The following is a 21961-nucleotide window of genomic DNA, read 5'->3' as shown; positions in this document are numbered from 1 at the left end:
ACTATTCCTAAGACAAGTACAAGAATGGCATTTGCTTGGGGTAATTCGGTTGTTGGGACAATTTGGGTTAAAAGTGCGATCGCTGGGCCACGAAAAATAATCATTGCGATTACCCAAGCTGTCAACAGTACTGGAATTACCCAACGGATATTTGTTGGTAAATTATGATCAGTTAATAACGCAACACTGAGAAAAATTAAACCTGCCAATAGCACTCCAAGGCTAATCATTGGTAAACGACTACCCAAGCGCTGCTGGATGCGATCAGAAATTCCACCATTCAAGGGTTCGATAACTGCGGCGATTAACCCTTGAACTATTCCTAACCAACCGGCTAATTCAACCAATTCTAAGTCTTGTAATATTTTTGGTTGATAAAAAGCGTATGCCATCCAACTGAGGATGATTGCTACTAGTAAAGCTGCTAATCCCCAAAGTTGTCGCCATAATATTTCACGACTAGTCTTGAAAGAGTTAACCATTATTCTGCCTTATACCCGTGGTGTGATTTTAAGACAAATTCTCTAAGCTAAATCGCATTAAATATTGCACAATTGAAGAATCAGAAAATAATTAATTTGTACAATTTATCACATTTAAATAAATAAGCGGTAAGTGTATATCACAGACATTACTAATACCGCTTCTGAAACAAAATTAACCTTAATTGCATAATTATGCCAATCACAAACATGGAAATCATGCAGTTTTTATATTGAGTTGAGGTAATTTATTTCACATTAACTCTATCCGCAATTTAACTAAATATTTTGTAATTTTTAGATTTCACCATGATTTAAGCTATTTTTGCCTTTAGATAGAAGTTGCCATATTAACTAATTAAGGTTATCTAACTTGGTATATATTTTATTACTTTATCAGTTATCTTGCTGGTATCAATAAAAGAAAATATCCTTGCATCTAATGTCAATTTCAATATAAGTATATATCTATTGATAAGTTATACTAATAAAATAATTGTGGTTTATTTAGTTATTTAGTATTCGATACAGAACAAAAAATAATGTTTGCAGAATCCTGATTTTATCAAAGAAATAGAGATTATTTTGTCTCAAATACTCTTAATTGAACATTATTGCTTGAATGTTATAACTTTGATTGTTAATTTGCCATATCCCTTCAGGATAAAAAAGCTGAATTGAGAGATTTTTACTTAGAGATTGCTGAATTTATAGAGACAAATACTACTATTTATTGCTTATGGAAGATGGCAAACAAGCTATAAAAGACTAAAGACGCAAATAATTGCGTCTTTACAAAATGAAGAGATGGTGCGATCGCGTTGTCAATTCTTAAAACTCATATACCAGCAAGAAGAATCCGTTCTTGCTGTTCTTGTTGATACAATCCTTGTGTTAACTGCTGGCAAAGCTCATCTAATTCTGAATCTCTTTGCTCAATAATCTGTTTTGCTAATGTTACTAATTTTGCAATATTTTCTGGGCTTGTATCATCCATATTGTCATTGGCTTTGGTTAATTGTCTTTGGAAACGATAGTATTGTTTAGGATAACCTTCCGCTTGTGGTAATAACTGTTCTAGCTGACACGCTACCGACTCACTACTACCATCCAAAGTAATATTAAGCATTGGCTCCACCCACTGAAGCAATCCCCAATTCACGGCTTGATCGTAACTGTATCGACGATTCAGAGAACCTGTACCCAAAGAGACTACCAGAATATCATTGATAGTCAGTGGTTGTTTGTCTGGCTTTTGAGGATCATGTCTAGCAGAAGAAATTAAAGCTTCCATAATTGCCAAGGATGTAGGATTGTTAGCAAATACACCACCATCCACCAAGGCATAGTAACCGCTATTTGTCGGGTCGGCTGTATCAATTTTGTAAGGTTTGAAATAAGTCGGCGCAGCAGAAGTAGCCATTGCGGCTTGCTTCATAGTGTAACCATCACAAATTTTGCGGAAGTTCTCGCCTAATTTTTGGTCTCTCACATTATTCACAAAGAAAATAGGCATCCGCAATTCAATATCATAGCTAGTGATAAAGAGATCAGTTAGTGCTTTCTTGAGAAGCGTATCTTGCAAATATTCTGTTAAAATTTCATCTCTACCCTTAGAAGAATACTTAGCTCGTACAATGTCATCCAACTTTATTAGGCTGGTAACTGGAGATTCTAAGAAAATCCGCTTTCCATCTTGGCGATATATATCAATTAAATCCTCCGCTTTAAACTGAGGTTGGCTTTGGTAGCTGGGATTTGGCTTAGTTAAAGCAGCAGTTAAAATCCCTCCTGTTGAAGTTCCAGCAATTAAATTAAATAGCTGACAAATTGGTTTACCTGTGCGTTTTTCGATTTCGTCCAGAATAATTGCTGGGATAATACCGCGAATACCGCCGCCGTCAATAGACAATATTTTGTAGCGATAAGCCATGTAATCTCCTAATCTTAATCTTGATGGCTGTTGCTTGAAGAATAAACAAGCCAGATTTACGGTAGATAGATTCAATCATATAGTTGTTATAAATACGATAAGTTCAGTATTATTACTTGAGTATGGACATAAAAAGACTTGAGTTCGACGGATTCAAAAAACCCCTCTCCAAACCTCTCCCCTAAAAGGAGAGAGGCTTTAAAAGCTTAATTTTTCGATAATACTTAAGCCCCTCTCCGCTTCGGAGATGGTTTGGGGAGAGGTTCATCGAATTCACGTTAAAAAGACCTGGATTCTATAAAAATCCAGGTCTCAAATTTGACTTTTATTATTCGAGTGATTAAGTTAGAGCGTCAAAGATTGAGCATTAGTTTCAATCAACTTCGCCAAGTCTTGCAGGAAAGCTGCGGCGTGCGCACCATAAATAATCCGGTGGTCACAGGTGATATTTACCTGCATTTGTTGGCGTACTCCAAATAAACCATCGGGTGTAGCGACAAGTTGCGGACGAGCCGCACCGATCGCCAAAATCGAACCTTGTCCTGGTGGTAAAATTGCGTCAAAAGTATCTACACCAAACATTCCCAAGTTAGACAGTGTAAAAGTACCACTGTTGTATTCATCAGGTTGTAGTTGTTTGGCACGAGCGCGGTCTACTAAAGATTTCCAACTGCGTGAGAGAGAATAAATATCTACCATGTCTGCATTACGCAATACAGGTGTAATCAATCCTCCGTCATCCATTGCCACAGCTACAGATATATTAATATCAGAGTGATAAACAATTCCTTGATCTGAGTAGCTGGCGTTGATTAATGGATGTTTTTGCAATGTCACTGCTACAGCTTTTGCCAGCAGTGCGGTCATTGTCACGCCTTTAGATTTAATTTGTTTGTAAAGCTTATCTAAATTATCGGTGGTGATTGTGTAGCCTACACGGAAAACAGGTACAGATAAACTAGCAACCATACCCCGGACTACAGCATTTTGCAGAGTAGTGAAAGGTACTACTTGACCAGGAACTGCACTGCTGGCGGCGGGTACGGGTGCGGGTGTAGCTACCGCAGGCGCAGGTGGCTGAACTGGTGCAACAGTTGGTGTAGGAGTTGCGGGAGCCGCTGGTTTACCTTTGTTAACTACGGCTTCTACATCTTCAGCTACGATGCGACCATAGGGGCCACTACCTTTGAGGCTGGTTATATCAACTTTTAATTCTTTTGCTAACTTGCGGGCGCGGGGGGAAGCGACGAGTCGGCCTTCTTTGTGGTTCGAGCCGTTACCGTTGTGAGTGGTTGTAGTAGGTGCGCCAACGGAGGCTGTCGCTGGTACTTTTTCGGGAGCAGGAGTTGTAGCAGCGGTTGTACCTGAGTTAGCTAGAGATTTCGCCGCTTCAATTTCTGCTTCGGTTTCAGCTACGTAAGCGATCGCACTACCGACAGAGGCAGTTTCACCAGCTTGTACAATGATGTGGGCTAGATATCCTTCATAGAAGGTTTCTACATCCATGTCTGCCTTATCTGACTCGACAACCACCACTGTCTCGCCTTTTTCCACTTTATCCCCTGGCGATTTTACCCAGGAAACGATTTTACCTTCAGTCATGGTGGAACTAAGCGCCGGCATGAATATTTCGTGAATGCTCATATGGTGGTTTCAGAATCGATAAATAATTTATGGACTTTAACAGCTTTTGCCAGATCGAATTGTATCTTGGCGCGAGAGTTTTAGGGTTGAGATTTTCTATTTTATGTCAGGGAGGTTGGAGAGAGATATAGGGTGACAGGAGGAATCATTCATCAACTGACTGATCAGCGGTGAGTAGGAAGTGGAGACTGGAGAGTAGGAGAAGGACTACTTTTGATGAATGGACACAGGAACTTTAAGAAGAAATGAGGGTCTATATATATTGCCTTTTGTACAGTTAATCGTTGATTAACAAGAGTCTCTACAATTTTTTCTGTAGTTCAACAGGATTGTTATATATGTTTATATTTTGCTTCACTCCACACCTATACACAGGATTTAATTTTTAGCGAATGGTAGAGGATTAATGGTTTAACTTCAATTTAAAATTCAGAATTAATAATTTAGTCTGTTAGAAATTTTTGTTGAGTTTATGCTTTCAGGAAAGTGGAAGTTTCTGCGGATTTTGCTACTCAGTATTTTTGCTACTGCTGCTACTAGTGTTTACATCACTCAGCATCAACCTCCAGCAACAATTTTAAATACTGAAAATCCAGAAAAACCGCAATTTTCAGTAATGCATAATTCTGAAAATATTGTGGTTTATCCAGAGCGGATTAACTATAAATCTATACCATTAGAAAGTCTCAACTCGTCTCTTCAAGGCAGTGATCCAACAACTTTAGCATTGAATGCGGTAGAAGACGTAGGGCTAGAAAAAGCAACACGTAAGGTAGAGGTAGTTTATCCGCAACACAATCAAGCCCTAGTGACAATTACAGATATTCCCCAGAACAGCAATTCAGTCAACGCCATTAAATATCGTGTGGAGATGAATACCTTTGGGCGATCGCTTTTAATTAGTTCCCCGCCTGTATGGGAAATTATCTGGGCTGGCTCCCAGATACAGTGTAAAACCAGGAGCAGCCACAAAAAACAATTAACTCAAAGTAAAAGTATGAAATGTGAAGTGTGAAGTATAAAATTTTCAGACTTCATACTTCACACTTTATTAGATATCGCCGCGAATATCTTCGATAATGCCATCGCGCATGACAATTTCAACCTGCATTTTGCTAATTAAGTTATCACCTCGTTCAACACGAAAAAATCCTTCCATTTGGAATTGATTAACTTCTTGATCCAACTCCAGTAACTGTACTTGCTGAAGGTTTTGCAGCATTTGATTTTTTTGCTCTAGGAATTCGCTTTTCTTTTGATTAACTTGTAATTGGATATTGTCGATTTGTTGCAGAGTTTGGGGGCTAGGTGGTTGGATACTTTGCTTTTGAATAGCGGCGATCGCTCTTTGCCCTTCTAAGTCGAGTTGTTGCAATTGCTGATCAAGTTGATTGATTTGAGCTTGCAATTGCTGCTGCACTTCCTCTTTCCAGAGGGGAGTAACAATAACTTTGACATTAACGATGCGCTTCAAAAGTAGTTGGGGGTTGGAGACATCCATAATTTCACGTTCACTCTATAAAGTTTGCATTTGGAATTATCGAAAAAGAATTCAGAACTCAGCACTCAGAAGGCAGAATATAAGCATTCCTCATTGATGCTGAATTCTCAATTCTGAATCCTGGTTGATCAGGCAAACATTCCGTTAATCAGGTCGCGGTAGCGTTCTGCAACAACGTGTCGCCGGATTTTTAGGGTTTGGGTCATTAAGCCATTTTCGATGGAAAACGGTTCTAAAATCAGTCGGAATGGCCCAATGCGGTCATCTAAACGATAACCTGGACGGTTCTGCACTTCCCGATTCAATTCTTGCCGATACAAATCCTGGATTATTTTACTCTCCAGGTCAACAGAAGTGCTGAGTCCTGAGTGCTGAGTTCCGAGTTCTGTAGGTAGATTTAATTGGAGATTTTGGCTTTGGGCCCATTTTGCCAAGGCTTCGAGATTGGGGACAATTAAAGCACCAATACTGCGCTGATCTTGCCCTACTAGCATGATTTGGTCAATATAAGGCGATCGCAAACACGCATCTTCAATTGGCTGTGGCTCGATGTTTTCCCCATTTGTCAAAACAATTGTATCTTTTGCCCTGCCAGTCAGAACTAAGTCATTATCTGGTGTTACCCAACCCAAGTCACCACTATCAAACCATCCTTCTGGATCAATTGCTTTAGCCGTCGCTTCCGGGTTTTGATAGTAGCCTTGCATAATTTGCGGCCCTTTCAACAGCACCAAACCTCGTTGTCCTTTTGGTAGAGGTTGGCGATTTTCAGGATCTACAATTTTTACTTCTGTACCTGGAATTGGTTGACCGGACGAACCACGGAAATTCCTCCAAGGACGACGGGCATTGGTAACGGGAGAAGTTTCTGTTAAACCGTAACCTTGTAAAATTTCTACACCAATAATTTCAAAAAAGTTATCAATGTGCCGAGGTAGCGCCCCACCACCACTAATAACTTGTTTGATGCGTCCACCTGTGGCTTCCCTCACTTTGGCATAAACGAGCTTTTCTCCTAAAAGATGAAACGGGAACCAGGCTAATGCTTGGATTTTAGCTGCTGCTCGTTCAACGGCTGAAGCACCGATATGATCTAAACACAATCCTTGGGCAATGCGTTGCGCTTTGATATACTTTTCGCTCATGCCCAGTAAAAAGTTAATTAGGCGTTGCTTGTTGGCGGGTTGTTCACGAAACTGCTTTTGCACTCCTTCATAAATCGATTCCCACAGGCGAGGCACAGCAATCATGTAATGAGGCTTAAATTCTTTTAAATCGCGTTTTACAGAACGCAAGTTGGTGTAAATTTGGGTACAACCTTGTGACAGTAAAAAGTATTCACCACTGCGTTCGTAGCTGTGCCAAGTCGGGAGAATACTCAAAACAATGTCGCCTGGATGTGGTTGAACTATTGCCCGGAGGGATTTAACTTGGTGCATTAAATTCCTGTGAGACAGCATGACACCTTTGGGTTTACCTGTAGTGCCAGATGTATAAATTAACGTTGCCAAAGAATTAGCATCTTGCTGAATCCGCACTAATGTATTGTTTGCACCAATTTCTTGTAACTGGGAAAAATTCAGGATTTTGAGTGAGTCGTCTGTTGGTGGCGCTTCATCGGAAAGTAAAATTACCAATCGAATTGGCAAGTCATTGAGGCGATCGCGTAATTTACTCAGGGTTTTTAAATCTTCAACTACTAAAACTGTACTGCCGCTGTTGGCAATGATAAACAGTAGTTCCTCTTTTTCCGCTTGGGAACTACGTACTGCGTCAACTCCGCCAGCAGTGATGATGCCTTGATCAGCAATGAACCAGCGAGGACTATTATCGGCAATTAAAGAAATGCGATCGCCTACTTTTACTTCTAAAGCTTGTAACCCAGCGGCAAATTGTTGAATTTGATCTGCCAACTGGGCATAAGTAATCACTGTTTCTGGTTTTGAATGCGGATTCCGCAGTGCCACAATATTACCAAATTGCTTTGCGGCTAAAGGCCAAATCTCGGATAGTAAATTTACTTTTGAGTAATCTACAGAACCTTGTAATGCCAGATTTTCTCTTGGGCTAACGTTAGATAATATGGACGGTGCAGTTTGGGTGTTTGACATAACACATTGTCTAGAGTGTAGTAATTTTTTAGTTCCAGTTTATTCTGCTATAACGCTACAATACTCTCCTTAATTTCTACATCGCCGATTGTGTCAGCTATTTCGCAAAATTAACGATTGTATTGATAAAAATTTATGTTAAAGTGAAATTATATAAACTTTAAGCAATACATCCTCAAATGATTGCTTAACTTGATGTTTGCAGCCAAAAACAGCGACCACCTAACTTATCAATGGGGGTGATTACCTATAAATTTCACAGATGCGATATGCCTCACTCTGATTAATGCTATTGCTTGTTTAGCTTTACCTAAGCTTCTGTCTGGGATTCTAGCTAAAATCAAATCTGCTCAAGCATCTACAAAAGTATCAACATCACGAAAAGCTAGAGTTGAAATTACTAGTTTCCCCTATTGTACGGTTTATGGACTAACAGGCCGTCAATTTTGTAAATTCAGTCCTCATTTTTGTTCCAGATGTTCTAGCTATTGATAAATCTCTGCTTTAGAACCCAGACTTTTTAAAGAAGTCTGGGTTCTATTCATCTAGCAGTAATTTCTTAAAATTAATGTTATGAGATAAATTACAATCCACTAAAAATTGCTGATAACTTGACTTGTCATCAAACTGCATTTTAATTTACTCTATCTTCTACTGCATTACTAATGAGATGTTCTCGTCTCAACTTCAGAAAATAAATATAATTTTCCCGTTCAAATAAAATTATTTGGTGATTATTTCCCCAATTATCAACATGATAAAAGTTTCCAGCTTACAGGGGAATTTTTCTTTGCGGCATAAATGAGATTATGAGATATCGCTTTTAGTATTCCCAACTGGCGATCAGAACCCCGACTTCTTTAAGAAGTGGGGTATCTTGTTCTTCACGAATAATTTAGAAGTGTTACAAAACTAAATATTGAACTAGCTTATGGAGATGAGAAGAAAATCAAAAGCACTTATGTAGTTCATTTGACAAAATGTGTTTCACACTAGATAAATAGCAAACAAAATTTTGGAAAAAAGGGGTTTATCCATGAGCTTTATAGATGGTCTATTGCTGACACTGGTAAATACTGTTGCTTGTTTGATGTTGCCAAAGCTGCTGTCTGTAATTTTGGCTGACAAAACTAAACCTGAAATGGCAACTCAATCCGTTTCTAGTTCTAAAATCTCTTAAAAAGCTGATTATATATGTCAGGCGATCGCTATTTCTGGAAATTGCGTAGATGCTGAAAAGATAACCGTATAGTTTGCGCGATCGCCTTATGACAAAAAACCGAAAAAACTATTTGCGTTTTTCTCGTCGCCATTTTTCCTTAACTAAGCGAATTTCATCAAAAGTGTAGGCTGTACCCAGTTGTTCTTTCAGCGGTGTCAAAGGAATATCGCCAAGCACTTCTAAAACTTGCCAAATTTTTTGATGACGTTCTAAAGGCACAATTTGATTTAAATCTACAGGCTGATTTTTTTCGATTAATTTCGCCAGATGACCAACAATTGTAGATGTGCTAAGTTTTCTTTGTTTGGCGATTTCGCAAACACTTAAACCTTGTTGATGTAACTGTAAGGTTTGTAATTCAGTCCCAGAAATTAAACTGAGTGAAGATATATCATCAATAGCTGCATTCACAGAATTTTTGGCATCACGGTAAGCACGAATTTCTGCCAAGAACTTTTCACCATACTGGGCAAGTTTATGACTTCCTACACCAGATAGCTTGCCAAACTCAACTAAAGTTTTAGGTTGTACCTGTGCCATTAACTTCAACGTGGAGTCATGAAAGATCACGTAAGGTGGTACAGACTGTTCATCAGCAAGTTGCTTACGCAGCGATCGCAACTTATATAATAGTTCTTCTGCTTCAGCCAGTTTGGGATTATCTTCGATTAAAGTGACTTTTGGCGTTGCAGATACAGCAATTTCTACTTTGCGCTGTCGCCGCATTACTTCCCAACTGTGGGCATTTAATTTTAAAACAGAGTAACCATCATTAGTTTGTTCTAGCAAACCTTGATGTAAAAGCGATCGCCCCAACATTCGCCATTCGTCAACAGTTCTATCTTTACCGATACCGTAAGTAGAAAGTTTGTCGTGTTCGTATTGTGTAATCTTTTGGTTTTTTGCACCCCGCAACACATCAATAATATGCAGCATCCCAAATCTTTCTTTGCAACGCGCCACACAAGATAAAAACTTCATGGCTTCAATTGTCCAGTCTTCCACAGGTTTGGGATGACGACAATTATCACAGTTAGCGCAGTTTCCGAGAAACCTTTCGCCAAAATAACCCAGTTGAATTGTCCGCCGACAATCTGTTCCTTCAGCATAATCTATCATTTGCCGCAGTTGTTGTTTAGCAATCAACTGTTCTTGGGCATCGGTTTTTTGGTTAATACTCCACTCAATAGTTTTAATATCACCAAAACTGAAAAAGATTGTACAGCGTGATGCTTCACCATCTCTGCCAGCCCTACCTGATTCTTGATAATAACTTTCTAAATTTCGCGGAATATCAAAGTGAATTACTAACCGGACATCTGGTTTATTAATTCCCATTCCAAAGGCGATAGTTGCCACCATCACCCGCGCATCATCTCGAATAAATCGGGTTTGATTTTTGCTGCGTTCTTCGTCAGTTAATCCGGCATGATAAGGCAGGACGGAAACTTTATCATTTTGCAGTTTAAAAGTTAATTCATCTACTTTTTTGCGAGTTAGACAATAAACAATAACTGCACCTTCAGTTTCTCGAATTAGTTCTAATAATTCAGCGTAAGCATATTTAGTTTTAGGACGGACTTCGTAATAAAGATTTTGACGATTAAAACTAGCAATGTGAATACTTGGTTGCTTTAACCCGATTTGTTGAATGATATCAGAACGAACGCGTTCAGTAGCCGTTGCTGTCAGTGCAATCGTCGGGACATTAGGATAACGCGATCGCAATGATCGCAATTGACGATATTCTGGACGAAAATCATGTCCCCACTCAGAAACACAATGCGCTTCATCAATTGCAAAAGTAGAAATGCCAACTTTGTGATGGACTAAATCCAAAAACGGTAGAAACCTTTCACTCATCAGCCGTTCTGGGGCGACATAGAGTAACCTTACCTTACCATTGAGGATGGCTTCTTCACGAGAACGAACTTGATAAGGATTTAAACTACTATTAAGAAAAGTGGCGCTAATATTATTATTTCGCAGTGCTTCCACTTGGTCTTGCATCAACGCAATTAACGGCGATACCACCACCGTCAATCCCTTCTTAATTAATGCTGGTAATTGAAAACACAAAGATTTTCCCCCACCGGTTGGCATAACTACCAGCAAATCTCGATTTTGTAGCGCATCTTCGATAATTTGTCGCTGTCCAGGACGGAATTGATCATAACCGAAGTGATATTTTAGCGCCTGTTCGAGATTGGGATACTGAAGCATAGCGATCGCTTTTTTGCCTGCATTCTGCGTAGGTAGTGGATACCAAGATTATAAAAGCACAAAATCCTGTCTGCGGTGTAAATTAAAATATGTGCAGGCATGACCCCAGCAAAACCTTACTAGGAGACATAAAATAATGGTCAGTAGCCTGAAAGAACTGTTAAACGACCCAGAATTATCCCAAATTGATGACCCAGAGGAAAAATTTGTCACTACTGGCGTAAGCTGGCAAATGTATGAAGCATTACTAGTCAAACTAGAAGATAACTCTCATTACCGCGTTACTTATATAGATGGAATATTAGAAATTGTGTCACCGTCTATCAGGCATGAAAATATAAAAAAACGTTTAGCTATTTCAATAGAACGCTATCTCTATTTAAAACGAATTCGATTCAACCCGGTGGGAAGTTCCACAGTTAAAAAACAACTCAAACAAGCTGGAGTTGAACCTGATGAATGCTATGCCATTGGCGAGAAAAAAGATATTCCAGACTTAGCTATAGAGGTAAATATTACAAGTGGTAGCCTGGACAAATTAAAAATTTACCAACGTTTAGGAGTAGCTGAGGTTTGGGTTTGGCAATTCAATCAACTCAAACTTTATCATTTACGCGAAGAAACACCATCACAGTTTTTAGATACTTACGGCTACGAACAGATTACTGCAAGTGAAATATTACCTGAACTCAATATTGCTTTATTAGAACAATGCGTTCAGATTTCTGATGATATTGAAGCCATTGACCAATTTGAACAAGATGCGTAAGTTCTAATTAAAGATTGATTCTTCGCGGCTTTGCGCCTCTGCGCGAGACAAAAATATTTCAGCGCGATCGCTCGGCGTAGATCCTGATTCTCTCACCTAAATTGCTGTAAAAGCCAATTAATGACGCGATGTGCAACTTATTTTTAAAACCCCTCTCCAAACCTCTCCCCAAAACGGAGAGAGGCTTTGAATCTTACTCCCCTTCCCTTGTAGGGAAGGGGTTGGGGGTTAGGTTTAAGAGAAAGTTGCACACTGCCTTAACCCTCATTTGTCACTCTAAGCAGAGGAAAATACAAAATCGGGGTGAGTCAGGAATATAAAAAGTGGGGAAGTGAGCCTATAAATAATGGATTGAAGTTTAGCAAATCCTAATGATAGTTGAGGGATAGGAAAAACTGTAAGCCAAGGCTGAATTAAGTTAAATAGGATAAAAGGTTGAACAATTAAGCGGAGATTATTCAGAATATTTTTCCAGCCTTTGTTATCATCCCACCAGGGGTGTTGGGCTAATTTTGATGCAGATGTTGGAGTCGAAGGCTGCATTTGTTCAGAGTGAAGACTAACCATTAAGTAGGCACTACAAATGATCTCCCACCAACGTTCAATATCTTGATAGCTAGTAAAACGATAATCTGCCCAACCTAATTCATCCTTACTTTGCTTTAAGCCATACTCAACCCAGGTTCTTAGACCATAAAAATTCCCCACTTCTCTTGAGGTAATGTCAGGATATTTACTCATCACGTACCAAGTAGAGTTGCCAGGTAAATTCTCATAGTCTGTGGTAATTTGCCAATATCTTTTTTCTTGCCGCTTACCATGAATAATTTCTCTAATAAATCGATTCTCACGCCTCAGGTCAGAGAATACACGTTTAAATCTTTGCCATTCTAAATATTGAGTATGCTGTCTCGGAAGCAAATCCACATCATGGTTTGAGCGAATCGCAACTATATAGTTTAGATTCATTTCATCTAATACTGATATGAAATTAGGCTCACTCTCACCGTATAAACTATCTGCTAGTACCAGATTAAATCTAAAGCCCATTGACTTGAGCTTTCTGATGAGAGTTGCGGCTATTTGTGGCTTAGTTAGATATTTATCTTCTGGCTTTAATCTTTCACGAGGCTTATATACTTCAAACAGTAATGGAATTGTCATTCCACAGAATACACCGGATGCTGTAACTACTACAATTCCATTGTCTACTTTTCCTAAATTTCCTAGATACTGCCTTTTGACATAATCTGTTTTAGAACCCTTCTTTTTATCTCCTGTTTCGTCAATTATTAAAATGATTGGTCTATCTTTTATTACTTGAAGAATTAGCTCTAACCTCATAGCTCTTAACTCTTCTACATCCCAAGGTGATGTAGTTAAGAAATGATGTAGTCCCTGCTGGTTATCTAACCCTGTAAGTTTTGCTATTTCTGGTAAAGTTTTTCGTTTTAGTTCAGAAATACAACCGATATGTAAGTATTTAAATGCTTCAAAACTTCTAACATCTGAAAACAGCTTTCTATACCACTGACAATATTCATCTACGAATTTGACTGTTTTTGCACCTTTTCGTGGCTCTATCATACTCAGAGAAATACTTTCGGCGTTTTTCCTCTATTATTCTCTCATGGGAGTGACAACAAAGGGCTAATAAAGCCTCGGCGGCGGCTGGTGCGTCTTCACCCTCAATTCCAATTTGAATTTCTGCCATTAGTAATCTCTACCACAAGAATAAAATCATATATCCCAGAAATATTTTAAATATATAGTCAATAAGCGACTCAAATTTGCCGATGTCAGAGGAAGTGCCAAAATATTAAGTGTAAACTTTCATCACAAACGCACTTATGCCTAAAGCAATCTGGAACGGCGCAACTTTAGCCGAAAGCGATAATACTGTAGTTGTGGAAGGCAATCATTATTTCCCTCCCAACGCAATTAACAAGCAGTATTTTCAAGAAAGCGACACCCACACAACTTGTCCCTGGAAAGGTTTAGCCAGCTACTACAGCATTGAAGTTGATGGACAAGTCAATAAAGACGCTGCTTGGTACTATCCCAGCGCCAAGGAAAAAGCTAAAAATATCGAAGGCTACATCGCTTTCTGGAAAGGCGTAAAAGTCGAAGCTTAATTTAAGATAATTCCGGCTTATTTGCGGAAACTCCTAATTGAAAGAGTTTCAGTAAATAAGCCTGTGTATAAATAACTCCGCGTTACTCCGCGCCTACCTCAGCGCACCTCTGCGTTTAAACATTTATACCCAAAACCCTTACCAAAAACGCCCACTTATCAGCAGCTTCCTCAATTATTTTGGTAGTAGGTTTACCAGCACCATGTCCCGCCTTCGTCTCAATTCTAATTAACACTGGCGCATCACCTTGATGTGCAGCTTGCAAAGCCGCAGCAAATTTGAAACTATGACCAGGGACAACGCGATCGTCATGATCTGCTGTAGTAATTAAAGTAGCAGGATAAGTTGTATTAGCTTTGAGATTATGAAACGGCGAGTAAGCATAAAGAATTTTGAAATCTTTGGCATTATCTGGCGAACCATATTCCGCAGTCCAAGCCCAGCCGATAGTAAATTTGTGGAAGCGCAACATATCCATCACACCAACTGCTGGTAAAGCTGCACCAAACAAATCAGGACGCTGCGTCATACAAGCACCCACTAATAAACCACCATTACTACCACCTGCGATCGCTAGTTTGGCAGGTTTTGTATACTTATTCGCAATCAACCATTCAGCCGCCGCAATAAAATCATCAAATACATTTTGTTTTTTGTCTTTCATTCCTGCTTGATGCCATTCTTCACCATATTCTCCGCCACCGCGAATATTCGGCATAGCGTAAACACCACCCATCTCCATCCACACCAACATACTCACAGAAAAAGTCGGAGTTAGTGAAGCATTGAACCCACCGTAACCATAAAGATAAGTAGGATTATTTCCATCTAACTTAATGCCTTTTTTGTGAATAATAAACATTGGAACTTTTGTGCCATCTTTACTGTTATAAAATATTTGTTTTGTCTCGTAATCACTAGGGTTAAAGTCCACCTTGGGTTGACGGAAAAGTTCACTTTTTCCTGTCACCATATCGTAGCGGTAAATCGTTCCAGGTACAGTGAAACTCGTGAAACTATAAAAAGTTTCTGTGTCATGACGTTTACCACCAAAACCACCAACTGAACCAACTCCAGGTAATTCTACCTCGCGGACAAATTTACCTTTAAGGTCAAAAATTTTGATTTGCGATCGCGCATCTTGCAAATAATCAGCCACAAACTGATTGTTGAGAATGTTAACCCCTTCTAAAGTTGCTTCACTTTGCGGAATAATTTCTTGCCATGCTGACTTATCAGGATTTTTAGTATCAATAGCAATCACTCTACCGCGTGGGGCATTTAAATCTGTGCGGAAGTAAAAGACACTATCATCATGCTCAATAAAGCTATAATCTGCCTCAAACTCGTTAATTAATTCAACAACTTTGGAGTTAGGGTCAGTTAAATCTTGATAAAATATTAAATTCCTAGTGTCGGTTCCCAACCAAACTGAAATGATTAAATAGCGCCCATCTTCTGTTACACCACCATCAAATCCCCATTCCTTCTCATCAGCACGATGATAAATTAAAATGTCTTCATTTTGAGGTGTACCTAATTTGTGATAATAAAGCTTTTGATAGTAATTAACATCTTCTAATTGAGTATGAGAATTTGGTTCATCATAACGACTGTAGAAAAATCCTTGATTATCAATAGTCCAAGATGCGCCAGAAAATTTAATCCACTTTAAATGGTCTGATAAATCCTCACCATTTTCTATATTGCGGACTTTCCATTCTTGCCAATCAGAACCAGAAGTCGAAAGACCATAAGCTAAAAGTTTACCATCATCGCTAATAGATAATCCTGAAAGAGCAACAGTCCCATCAGCAGAAAGTTTATTTGGATCAAGTAAAACCTGCGGTTCAGCATCGAGAGTTTTCAATGTGTATAATACGCTTTGATTTTGCAGTCCGTCATTTTTGAAATAAAAATAGCGATTGCCTTCTTTAAATGGGATACCATACTTTTCATAATCCCAAAGTTTAGTTAAGCGTTGTTTAATTTTATTTCTAGCAGGAATTTTCCCTAAAAAGCCAAAAGTAATTTTATTTTGTGCTTCTATCCAAGCCTGAGTTTCTTCTGAGTCTGAATTTTCTAACCAACGGTAAGGATCTGCAACTAAAGTTCCGTGGTAGTCATCCACTTGTTCACTTTTATGAGTAGTTGGATAAGTAAACTGTTTTGCTGTTGACATAGTTGGGGGTAACATTCTTCTTTGTACATGGTAGTCAGAATCAAAAGGCTTGTGGTAATTGGTTAATCTGACAAATGTAAAAACAGAAGTCAGCAAACAGTACTATACAAAAATAGTTGTTAAAAAAATTACAAAAAATCGCAGAATTTTGGAAACATATTTTATTATCAGTTCAACAATTATTAGACACTATCTGTCATTTAGTTAATACAGTGTACGAACAACAACAATATCGTTTATAAAAGACTATTTCATCTTATCTGTTGCCGAACTTACAGATAAAACTTGACAAAATTATGCCTTTTATAAAAAGTGCTGAGTGCTAAGTAATTAAGAGAATTGTAGGTTGGGTGAAACGAAGTGAAACCCAACAAATCCCTGAAAATGTTGGGTTTCGTTCCTCAACCCAACCTACTAACTAGCATGTTTTTACATGTAGTATTCATAAATTGATTGTATCAACCGTTACTGCTGACTAATTTCTCTCCTTTGAGCATTCTAACGGCTGCTTCGAGTAAGGCTTCTTCGAGATAAGGTTTTGTGAAGTAGCCACTAGCACCAAGCTGGATAGCCATTTGTCTGTGTTTGTCAGCACCACGCGAGGTGAGCATGGCGATAGGTAAGTGATTCAGGCTGGAATCTTTTTGGATGCGTGATAGTAACTCCAGTCCATCACAGCGTGGCATTTCAATGTCGCAGAATACGATGTCGCAAGGTAGTCCTGAGCGTAGTTTATCCCAAGCTTCTTGACCATCGCGAGCCTGTTCAACCCGATAACCTGCTTTATTAAACGTCAGCGATAACAATTCTCGGACTGTAATTGAGTCATCAACAATCAGCACAGTTGGATCAATTTTCTCAGATGGGGCTTCTGTGACAGTAGGTGGAGCTTTTTGCTGCCAAGGAGTACCACCAGCATTTTTAGATATGCGTCCTTGGAAGATGTCGATGATTTCCAATACGTCGGCAATTGGCATAATCCGACCATCACCCAGCACTGTAGCACCTGCTACACCAATAGGTTTAGGTGCTGGCCCTTCAAATTGCTTAATTACAATTTCTTGTTCGCTGAGTACTAAGTCAATTTGTAAAGCAATTAAGGTATTACCCGATCGCACCACCACTACAGAAACTGTATCATCATCGCGCGTACCACCGTAAACATTACCCCGACTCAACTGGCGATTGAAGGATAAAAGTTCTTTCAAAGGTCGGAAGGGCAAAACTGTATCACGCCAAGAAATAAATGATTGCCCATCCGCATTATGTTGAATATTTTTGACAGGTATATCTAAAGTATCTTCCACACCATCCATTGGGAAAGCAATTCGCGCTTTATCAGAGACACAACAGAGTGCTTTACAAATACTTAAAGTCAGTGGTAAACGAATAGTGAATGTTGTTCCCTTACCAATTGCCGAATCTGTGTTCACCGTACCGCGAATTTCACTAATCTCGGAACGAACAACATCCATCCCCACACCACGACCAGAAATTTCATCGGCTTTATCTTTAATACTAAAACCAGGCTGGAACAGCAAATCATAAACTTCCATCCGCGAGATGCTTCTTGCCTGTTCTGGGGTAATCATCCCGACCTTCACAGCCTTAGCTTTGACTTTTTCTGGGTCGATACCTGCACCATCATCACCCACAGAAATTACTGTTTGGTTTCCTTGGTGGAAGGCACGAATTGTAATTTCTCCTACAGGTGGTTTACCCGCAGTTTGGCGTTCTTCTGGGGTTTCGATCCCATGAGCGATCGCATTATTTAGCATGTGCGTCAGCGGATCGGTGAGATGATCTAAAATCATCTTGTCAATTAAGGTATCGCCACCTTCAATTACCAACTCTACTTGTTTGCCGCATTTAATAGCGTTATCTCGGACACCACGCCGCAAACGGTCAATTGCTTGCGAAAACGGCACCATGCGAGCGCGTGTCAGTCCTTCTTGGAGTTGAGTTGTTACCTGACGGAATTGCCTGGCGACGCGTTCAGTTTCTTCTGTTACAAAGTCGATGTCACTCGCTGATTCCCGCACTCGGACAATCAATTCAATCATTTCTTGAGACAATGTGTGGAACGGTGTAAACCGATCCATTTCCAGTTCGCTAAAACCTCTATCTGTATCATATTCTGGAGATGGAACATGGGTTTCTTTTTTGTTGCGACTGGCAAGCAGAGAAGCTTCCAAAAGCGATCGCTCATATAATTCTTGCATTCTCGCGCCCACATCCGACAGCTGTTGCACCTGAATTAACAAGTTATCTAATGACTGTCGTAGCCGTTCATGATCTTGCTCTAAGGTATTGCGATTAACAACCAATTCCCCAACTAAATTGCTCATATCGTCCAGTTGCTTGACTGGCACTTTCATCGTTTCTTCAAATCTGGCGTTACGACGAGCTGTTGGACGAGGAGTTTTACTGGTGTTTGGTTTGATTGGCGATGCGTGAGATATTGTGTTATCTGCTTCTGCCAGCAATTTTTCTAAATCACTAAATTCATCTTCTAGTTTTGGTGATGAAGGTGCTTCGCTAACAGAATGATTACTCGCTGTTGCTGGAAATTCTTGAATATAAGTGTTGTGAATTGCTGGAGCAGGCGGGTTATTATTACCGCCTAATAATGCTTCTAACGCCGCAAAATCTTCAGATGCGATCGCACCAGTATTATTTGGTATTTCCTCACCTAGTAATGCTTCTAAATCAGCAAATTCATCATGATTTTCTTGCTCATCTTCTGTTTGATTTACCTCTAATTTGGGAATATCAATACTAATATTTTCTTCTGCAATTATTGGTACATCTGATGAGATTTCACTGCTTTCTAATAATAATTCCGCAGAATCGGCTGTTTCTCTTAATACATCAACCGCAATAGTTTCATTGATATTTTCATAAACCTCTAATCTTAATGCTTCTTCATTACCAGTATCTGCCATTAATGCTTCTAAGCTGGCATCTGTTGATAAAGGAAATTCTGTTAGAAATAAATCAAAATTATCAGTAACTGTCGGTTCTATATTTTCAGCAATATCACCGTTTTCTATATTTAATAAATCATCAAATAAACCTGGTACATTATCTTCAGGAATTGGCAGTTGCGAAAAGTCAATAATTTCTGTTTCTGCGATTAACTGGTCTAAGTCCGCATCTGGTTGGCTAATATCTGTAGCTAATAACTCATCCAATAAACCTAAGTCTGCATCTTCCTGAACTGTGGATTCACTAACAGATTCATGATTTTCATGATTTTGCGGAAAATTGATATTTGCAAATAAATCCAAGGATGGATTATCTGAACTGTCTAGCTGAATATATGTGCCATGAATTTTTGGCTCTAAATCGGCCAAGGAAAGTAATTCATTTTCTTCAGTTTCTGTATTTAGATCATCAAAAAGATTTAAATCTAATTCGCCAAAAGCTGGTGCAGCATCAACTGCCGAGGCTTCTGGCGACTGTTCAGTAAATTCTGGAGTAAAATCTAAAGTTTCTGGCGCTTGGGCAAAATTGTGGATTTCTGGTAAAGACTCATGGCGATCGCTAAAAACGGGAGCTGTTAATTCCCCAAACAAATCGTCTTGATTATCGTCGGCTTGTAGGAAAGTTAGCTCAAAATCGTCTCGATAATCTTCTATAACAGAGGAATTAGACTCTGGGATATCACCAAAAATTTCGCCAGAAGCCGCCGCCGCAAATAAACTTTCTTCTAAAGCTTTGGCGACATCTTCTTCCAAAATAGCATCAAATTCTGGCTGTGCTTCTGCTTCTACTGGTGAATTCCAGAAGCTACTTAGATCGTCATCAGTCTGAGACAAATTTGTTGCTATTATCGGCGGGGTATCAAATAAATCACCAATTTCTGACTCGTCTGTAAGTATGAATGTATCTTCATCATCAGCAAATAATCCATCTAAAGCTAAAGAGGTTTCTGGGGAAACTGTCTGCTGAAGTTCTGTGTTGTCAAAATTATTTACTTCTGAAAGATTTGTTTCAGTTTCTTCCTGGAATAACTCATCTAAAATGCTTTGTTGAGTAGCAGATACTCCAGTGCTAGGAATAGTCTCAGTAGCAGGTTGATTTACTTCGCTTTCAGTTGATAGTTTTTGATCATCCAGTGTTAGTGCTAATAAATCAGCTGCATCTTGGCTGTTTATTTTGCTAGAGGAAGGTTGAGTAACCCTTGCAATTTCTGACAATTCTTGCAAGATTTCTGGCTCTAAATGCTCTTTTTCTAGGAAATTATCACCAAATAACAGTCCAAGGTCTTCTGTTGTACTGGAATTAACAGCTTGTTCATTAGAGCTTGTAGCGTCATCTAGTGACAGAAAATCTGCCAATTCACTATCATTATCTTCTGTAGTAACGTCAGTAACATCTATACCTAAGTCGCTGACAGCATTAATATCGAGAATTTCTTCTTGTTGCCAAGTTTCATCTAACTCCGGTGTTTCGCCTTCAAATAAATCGGCCAAAGTATTTAATTCTGCTAATCCTACTTCTGGGCCGTGATGGTCAATACTATTAACAGTTAGTGATGTATCTTCTGCATCACTAAACAGAGAGTCAGCAGTATTTTCAATAGCAATATTATTAATTGCGATCGCATTATCTTGATTTAACTGCTCAGTCAAATCAGTCAGACTCGTCACGCTATCTGCTGGCTGTACACTAGCAATTAAAGAGAATTCCTCACCAGTTGCAGTAGCGCTGTCAGTCTCAGTTTCTACCTCAACAGTCCGTTCAGTGTCAAATAAATCAAGACTAAATTCTAATGTCTCCAATTCAGGAAAACTCAGGAGTGCTTCTAATTGCTGACTAATTGTAATCTCAGCATCTCTACCTTGAAGCACTAATTCCTGAGCTTGTTTAATTTCAGTAATGACAATTTTAGCTAGAGTAAGATAAGTATTTTCGCTATTACAAATTGCATTTGCGGCTGCTTGGCATAAACTAGACCAATTGGGAAGATTCCATCTTGTTCCCAGATTCTCCAACTGGCGACAACACTGCTGAAGATTTTGCCGAGATTCGGATGTTGCTTGTTGCTTAAAAAGTTGCAACATTTGCCGCAAAGATTGCAGTACCTGGTTTTGAAACTCGCTCCAATTATTTTCTGGGGCGGTAACTGGTGCTGATACTGACTGAGATGAAGCAGATAAGCCTACTGTTGCTGGTTTTTGAGTGGCTTCTGCCGAAGAAGTATCCGTTCGCCAGAAAATCTCTGTTAGTGAACTTACACTTTCTGTTGGGGGTGGTTGTAGTACTGTAGCGTTATCTTCTACTACGCCATTGTTACCTTTTTGTACCAGCAATTCTAAATGATCATTCAGCCATTTAAATACTGGTTCAGCTTCGGACATCAAAGTGTTTGCAGCTTCCTCTGAAAGTCCGTAGGGGCCGCTCAAATGTTCTAATAAAGCTTTAAGGGTATCAGCTACACCTAAAAACAAAGACTCTAACTTTTCATCAACCCGCACCGGATGCTCTTTGAGTATTTTAAAGCAATCTTCTAGACGATGCGCCGTGTGCTGGATACTACTTAGACCCAGCATAGCCGCTCCGCCTTTGATGGAGTGGGCTGCCCGGAAAACTTCATTGACCATTTCCGGGTCGTTCAAGGTACTTTGAAGATTCAGTAACCCCTGCTCAATGGTGTTCAGGTGGTCTCGTGCTTCTTCGATAAAGTAACCCAAAATCCGCTGTTGTTGTTCCGGCAGCATAATTGTTTAGTCAAGAGTCAAGGGTCAAAAGTC

General features: G+C 39.3%; 14 protein-coding genes (1 of these 14 cut by a window edge). 4 read left to right on the top strand and 10 right to left on the bottom strand.

The genetic code is table 11. The features are described from left to right. The 3 genes from ACMX3D_RS18530 to ACMX3D_RS18520 all read right to left on the bottom strand — a co-directional run. Window positions 1–482, bottom strand: partial view of an MFS transporter gene (locus tag ACMX3D_RS18530; RefSeq protein ID WP_482747341.1) — the beginning only. Its footprint begins 712 nt before the window's first position; 482 of the gene's 1194 nt are visible here — the first part of the coding sequence; the start codon lies at window positions 480–482; its stop codon lies beyond the left edge, outside the window. 838 nt (window positions 483–1320) lie between these two features. Then, window positions 1321–2490: a patatin-like phospholipase family protein gene (locus tag ACMX3D_RS18525; RefSeq protein WP_482747340.1), complete on the bottom strand. Its 1170-nt coding sequence runs from the start codon at window positions 2488–2490 to the stop codon at window positions 1321–1323. A 270-nt stretch (window positions 2491–2760) separates the two neighbouring features. Next, on the bottom strand, window positions 2761–4059 hold the full coding sequence (locus tag ACMX3D_RS18520) for a dihydrolipoamide acetyltransferase family protein (protein ID WP_482747339.1): 1299 nt from the start codon (window positions 4057–4059) through the stop codon (window positions 2761–2763). Window positions 4060–4531: 472 nt separating this feature from the next. On the opposite strand from ACMX3D_RS18520, the gene ACMX3D_RS18515 reads away from it, so the two are divergent. Beyond that, window positions 4532–5074 carry a hypothetical protein gene (locus ACMX3D_RS18515; RefSeq protein ID WP_482747338.1) on the top strand — a complete coding sequence of 181 codons (543 nt, stop codon included), beginning with the start codon at window positions 4532–4534 and terminating at the stop codon, window positions 5072–5074. Window positions 5075–5110: 36 nt separating this feature from the next. Here the strand turns inward: ACMX3D_RS18515 and ACMX3D_RS18510 are convergent, their stop codons facing one another. Continuing rightward, window positions 5111–5560, bottom strand: a complete 450-nt coding sequence (locus ACMX3D_RS18510; protein ID WP_229544685.1) for a YlqD family protein — start codon at window positions 5558–5560, stop codon at window positions 5111–5113. A gap of 128 nt (window positions 5561–5688) precedes the next feature. After that, complete coding sequence (locus tag ACMX3D_RS18505; protein ID WP_482747337.1) at window positions 5689–7671, bottom strand: AMP-dependent synthetase/ligase; 1983 nt, start codon at window positions 7669–7671, stop codon at window positions 5689–5691. 1036 nt (window positions 7672–8707) lie between these two features. Between ACMX3D_RS18505 and ACMX3D_RS18500 the strand changes: the two genes are divergently transcribed. Further along, complete coding sequence (locus tag ACMX3D_RS18500) at window positions 8708–8851, top strand: hypothetical protein (protein ID WP_482747336.1); 144 nt, start codon at window positions 8708–8710, stop codon at window positions 8849–8851. Between the two features lie 108 nt (window positions 8852–8959). On the opposite strand, the gene recQ is transcribed toward ACMX3D_RS18500, so the two are convergent. Beyond that, window positions 8960–11116, bottom strand: coding sequence for a DNA helicase RecQ (recQ, locus tag ACMX3D_RS18495; protein ID WP_482747335.1), 2157 nt, complete (start codon window positions 11114–11116; stop codon window positions 8960–8962). Window positions 11117–11252: 136 nt separating this feature from the next. Here recQ and ACMX3D_RS18490 point away from each other — a divergent pair, with 136 nt between their 5' ends. Further along, entirely contained in the window at window positions 11253–11885 is a 633-nt protein-coding gene (locus ACMX3D_RS18490; RefSeq protein WP_482747334.1) for a Uma2 family endonuclease, read from the top strand. Between the two features lie 276 nt (window positions 11886–12161). Here the strand turns inward: ACMX3D_RS18490 and ACMX3D_RS18485 are convergent, their stop codons facing one another. After that, window positions 12162–13472: an IS701 family transposase gene (locus tag ACMX3D_RS18485; RefSeq protein ID WP_482747333.1), complete on the bottom strand. Its 1311-nt coding sequence runs from the start codon at window positions 13470–13472 to the stop codon at window positions 12162–12164. Further along, window positions 13426–13599, bottom strand: a complete 174-nt coding sequence (locus tag ACMX3D_RS18480) for a hypothetical protein (protein ID WP_482747332.1) — start codon at window positions 13597–13599, stop codon at window positions 13426–13428. Before ACMX3D_RS18480 ends, ACMX3D_RS18485 begins: the two co-directional genes overlap by 47 nt. 136 nt (window positions 13600–13735) lie before the next feature. Between ACMX3D_RS18480 and ACMX3D_RS18475 the strand changes: the two genes are divergently transcribed. Continuing rightward, window positions 13736–14020: a DUF427 domain-containing protein gene (locus ACMX3D_RS18475; protein WP_482747331.1), complete on the top strand. Its 285-nt coding sequence runs from the start codon at window positions 13736–13738 to the stop codon at window positions 14018–14020. 115 nt (window positions 14021–14135) lie between these two features. Here the strand turns inward: ACMX3D_RS18475 and ACMX3D_RS18470 are convergent, their stop codons facing one another. After that, entirely contained in the window at window positions 14136–16202 is a 2067-nt protein-coding gene (locus ACMX3D_RS18470) for a prolyl oligopeptidase family serine peptidase (RefSeq protein ID WP_482747330.1), read from the bottom strand. A gap of 458 nt (window positions 16203–16660) precedes the next feature. Next, a complete protein-coding gene (locus tag ACMX3D_RS18465) occupies window positions 16661–21928 on the bottom strand; it encodes a hybrid sensor histidine kinase/response regulator (protein WP_482747329.1) in 5268 nt (1755 codons plus the stop codon). Window positions 21929–21961 lie beyond the last annotated feature (33 nt).

This window comes from Anabaena sp. TISTR 8404, assembly GCF_056847745.1.
Note: the sequence above shows the minus strand (reverse complement) of the source record. Positions and strands in the feature narration are given on the sequence as shown.

Excerpts from the sequence above, each read along its gene's own strand:
- ACMX3D_RS18465 (WP_482747329.1), bottom strand. The coding sequence starts at position 21,928 with ATGCTGCCGGAACAACAACAGCGGATTTTGGGTTACTTTATCGAAGAA.
- ACMX3D_RS18520 (WP_482747339.1), bottom strand. The coding sequence starts at position 4,059 with ATGAGCATTCACGAAATATTCATGCCGGCGCTTAGTTCCACCATGACT.
- ACMX3D_RS18510 (WP_229544685.1), bottom strand. The coding sequence starts at position 5,560 with ATGGATGTCTCCAACCCCCAACTACTTTTGAAGCGCATCGTTAATGTC.
- ACMX3D_RS18480 (WP_482747332.1), bottom strand. The coding sequence starts at position 13,599 with ATGGCAGAAATTCAAATTGGAATTGAGGGTGAAGACGCACCAGCCGCC.
- ACMX3D_RS18490 (WP_482747334.1), top strand. The coding sequence starts at position 11,253 with ATGGTCAGTAGCCTGAAAGAACTGTTAAACGACCCAGAATTATCCCAA.
- ACMX3D_RS18475 (WP_482747331.1), top strand. The coding sequence starts at position 13,736 with ATGCCTAAAGCAATCTGGAACGGCGCAACTTTAGCCGAAAGCGATAAT.
- ACMX3D_RS18500 (WP_482747336.1), top strand. The coding sequence starts at position 8,708 with ATGAGCTTTATAGATGGTCTATTGCTGACACTGGTAAATACTGTTGCT.
- recQ (WP_482747335.1), bottom strand. The coding sequence starts at position 11,116 with ATGCTTCAGTATCCCAATCTCGAACAGGCGCTAAAATATCACTTCGGT.
- ACMX3D_RS18515 (WP_482747338.1), top strand. The coding sequence starts at position 4,532 with ATGCTTTCAGGAAAGTGGAAGTTTCTGCGGATTTTGCTACTCAGTATT.
- ACMX3D_RS18505 (WP_482747337.1), bottom strand. The coding sequence starts at position 7,671 with ATGTCAAACACCCAAACTGCACCGTCCATATTATCTAACGTTAGCCCA.
- ACMX3D_RS18485 (WP_482747333.1), bottom strand. The coding sequence starts at position 13,472 with ATGATAGAGCCACGAAAAGGTGCAAAAACAGTCAAATTCGTAGATGAA.
- ACMX3D_RS18470 (WP_482747330.1), bottom strand. The coding sequence starts at position 16,202 with ATGTCAACAGCAAAACAGTTTACTTATCCAACTACTCATAAAAGTGAA.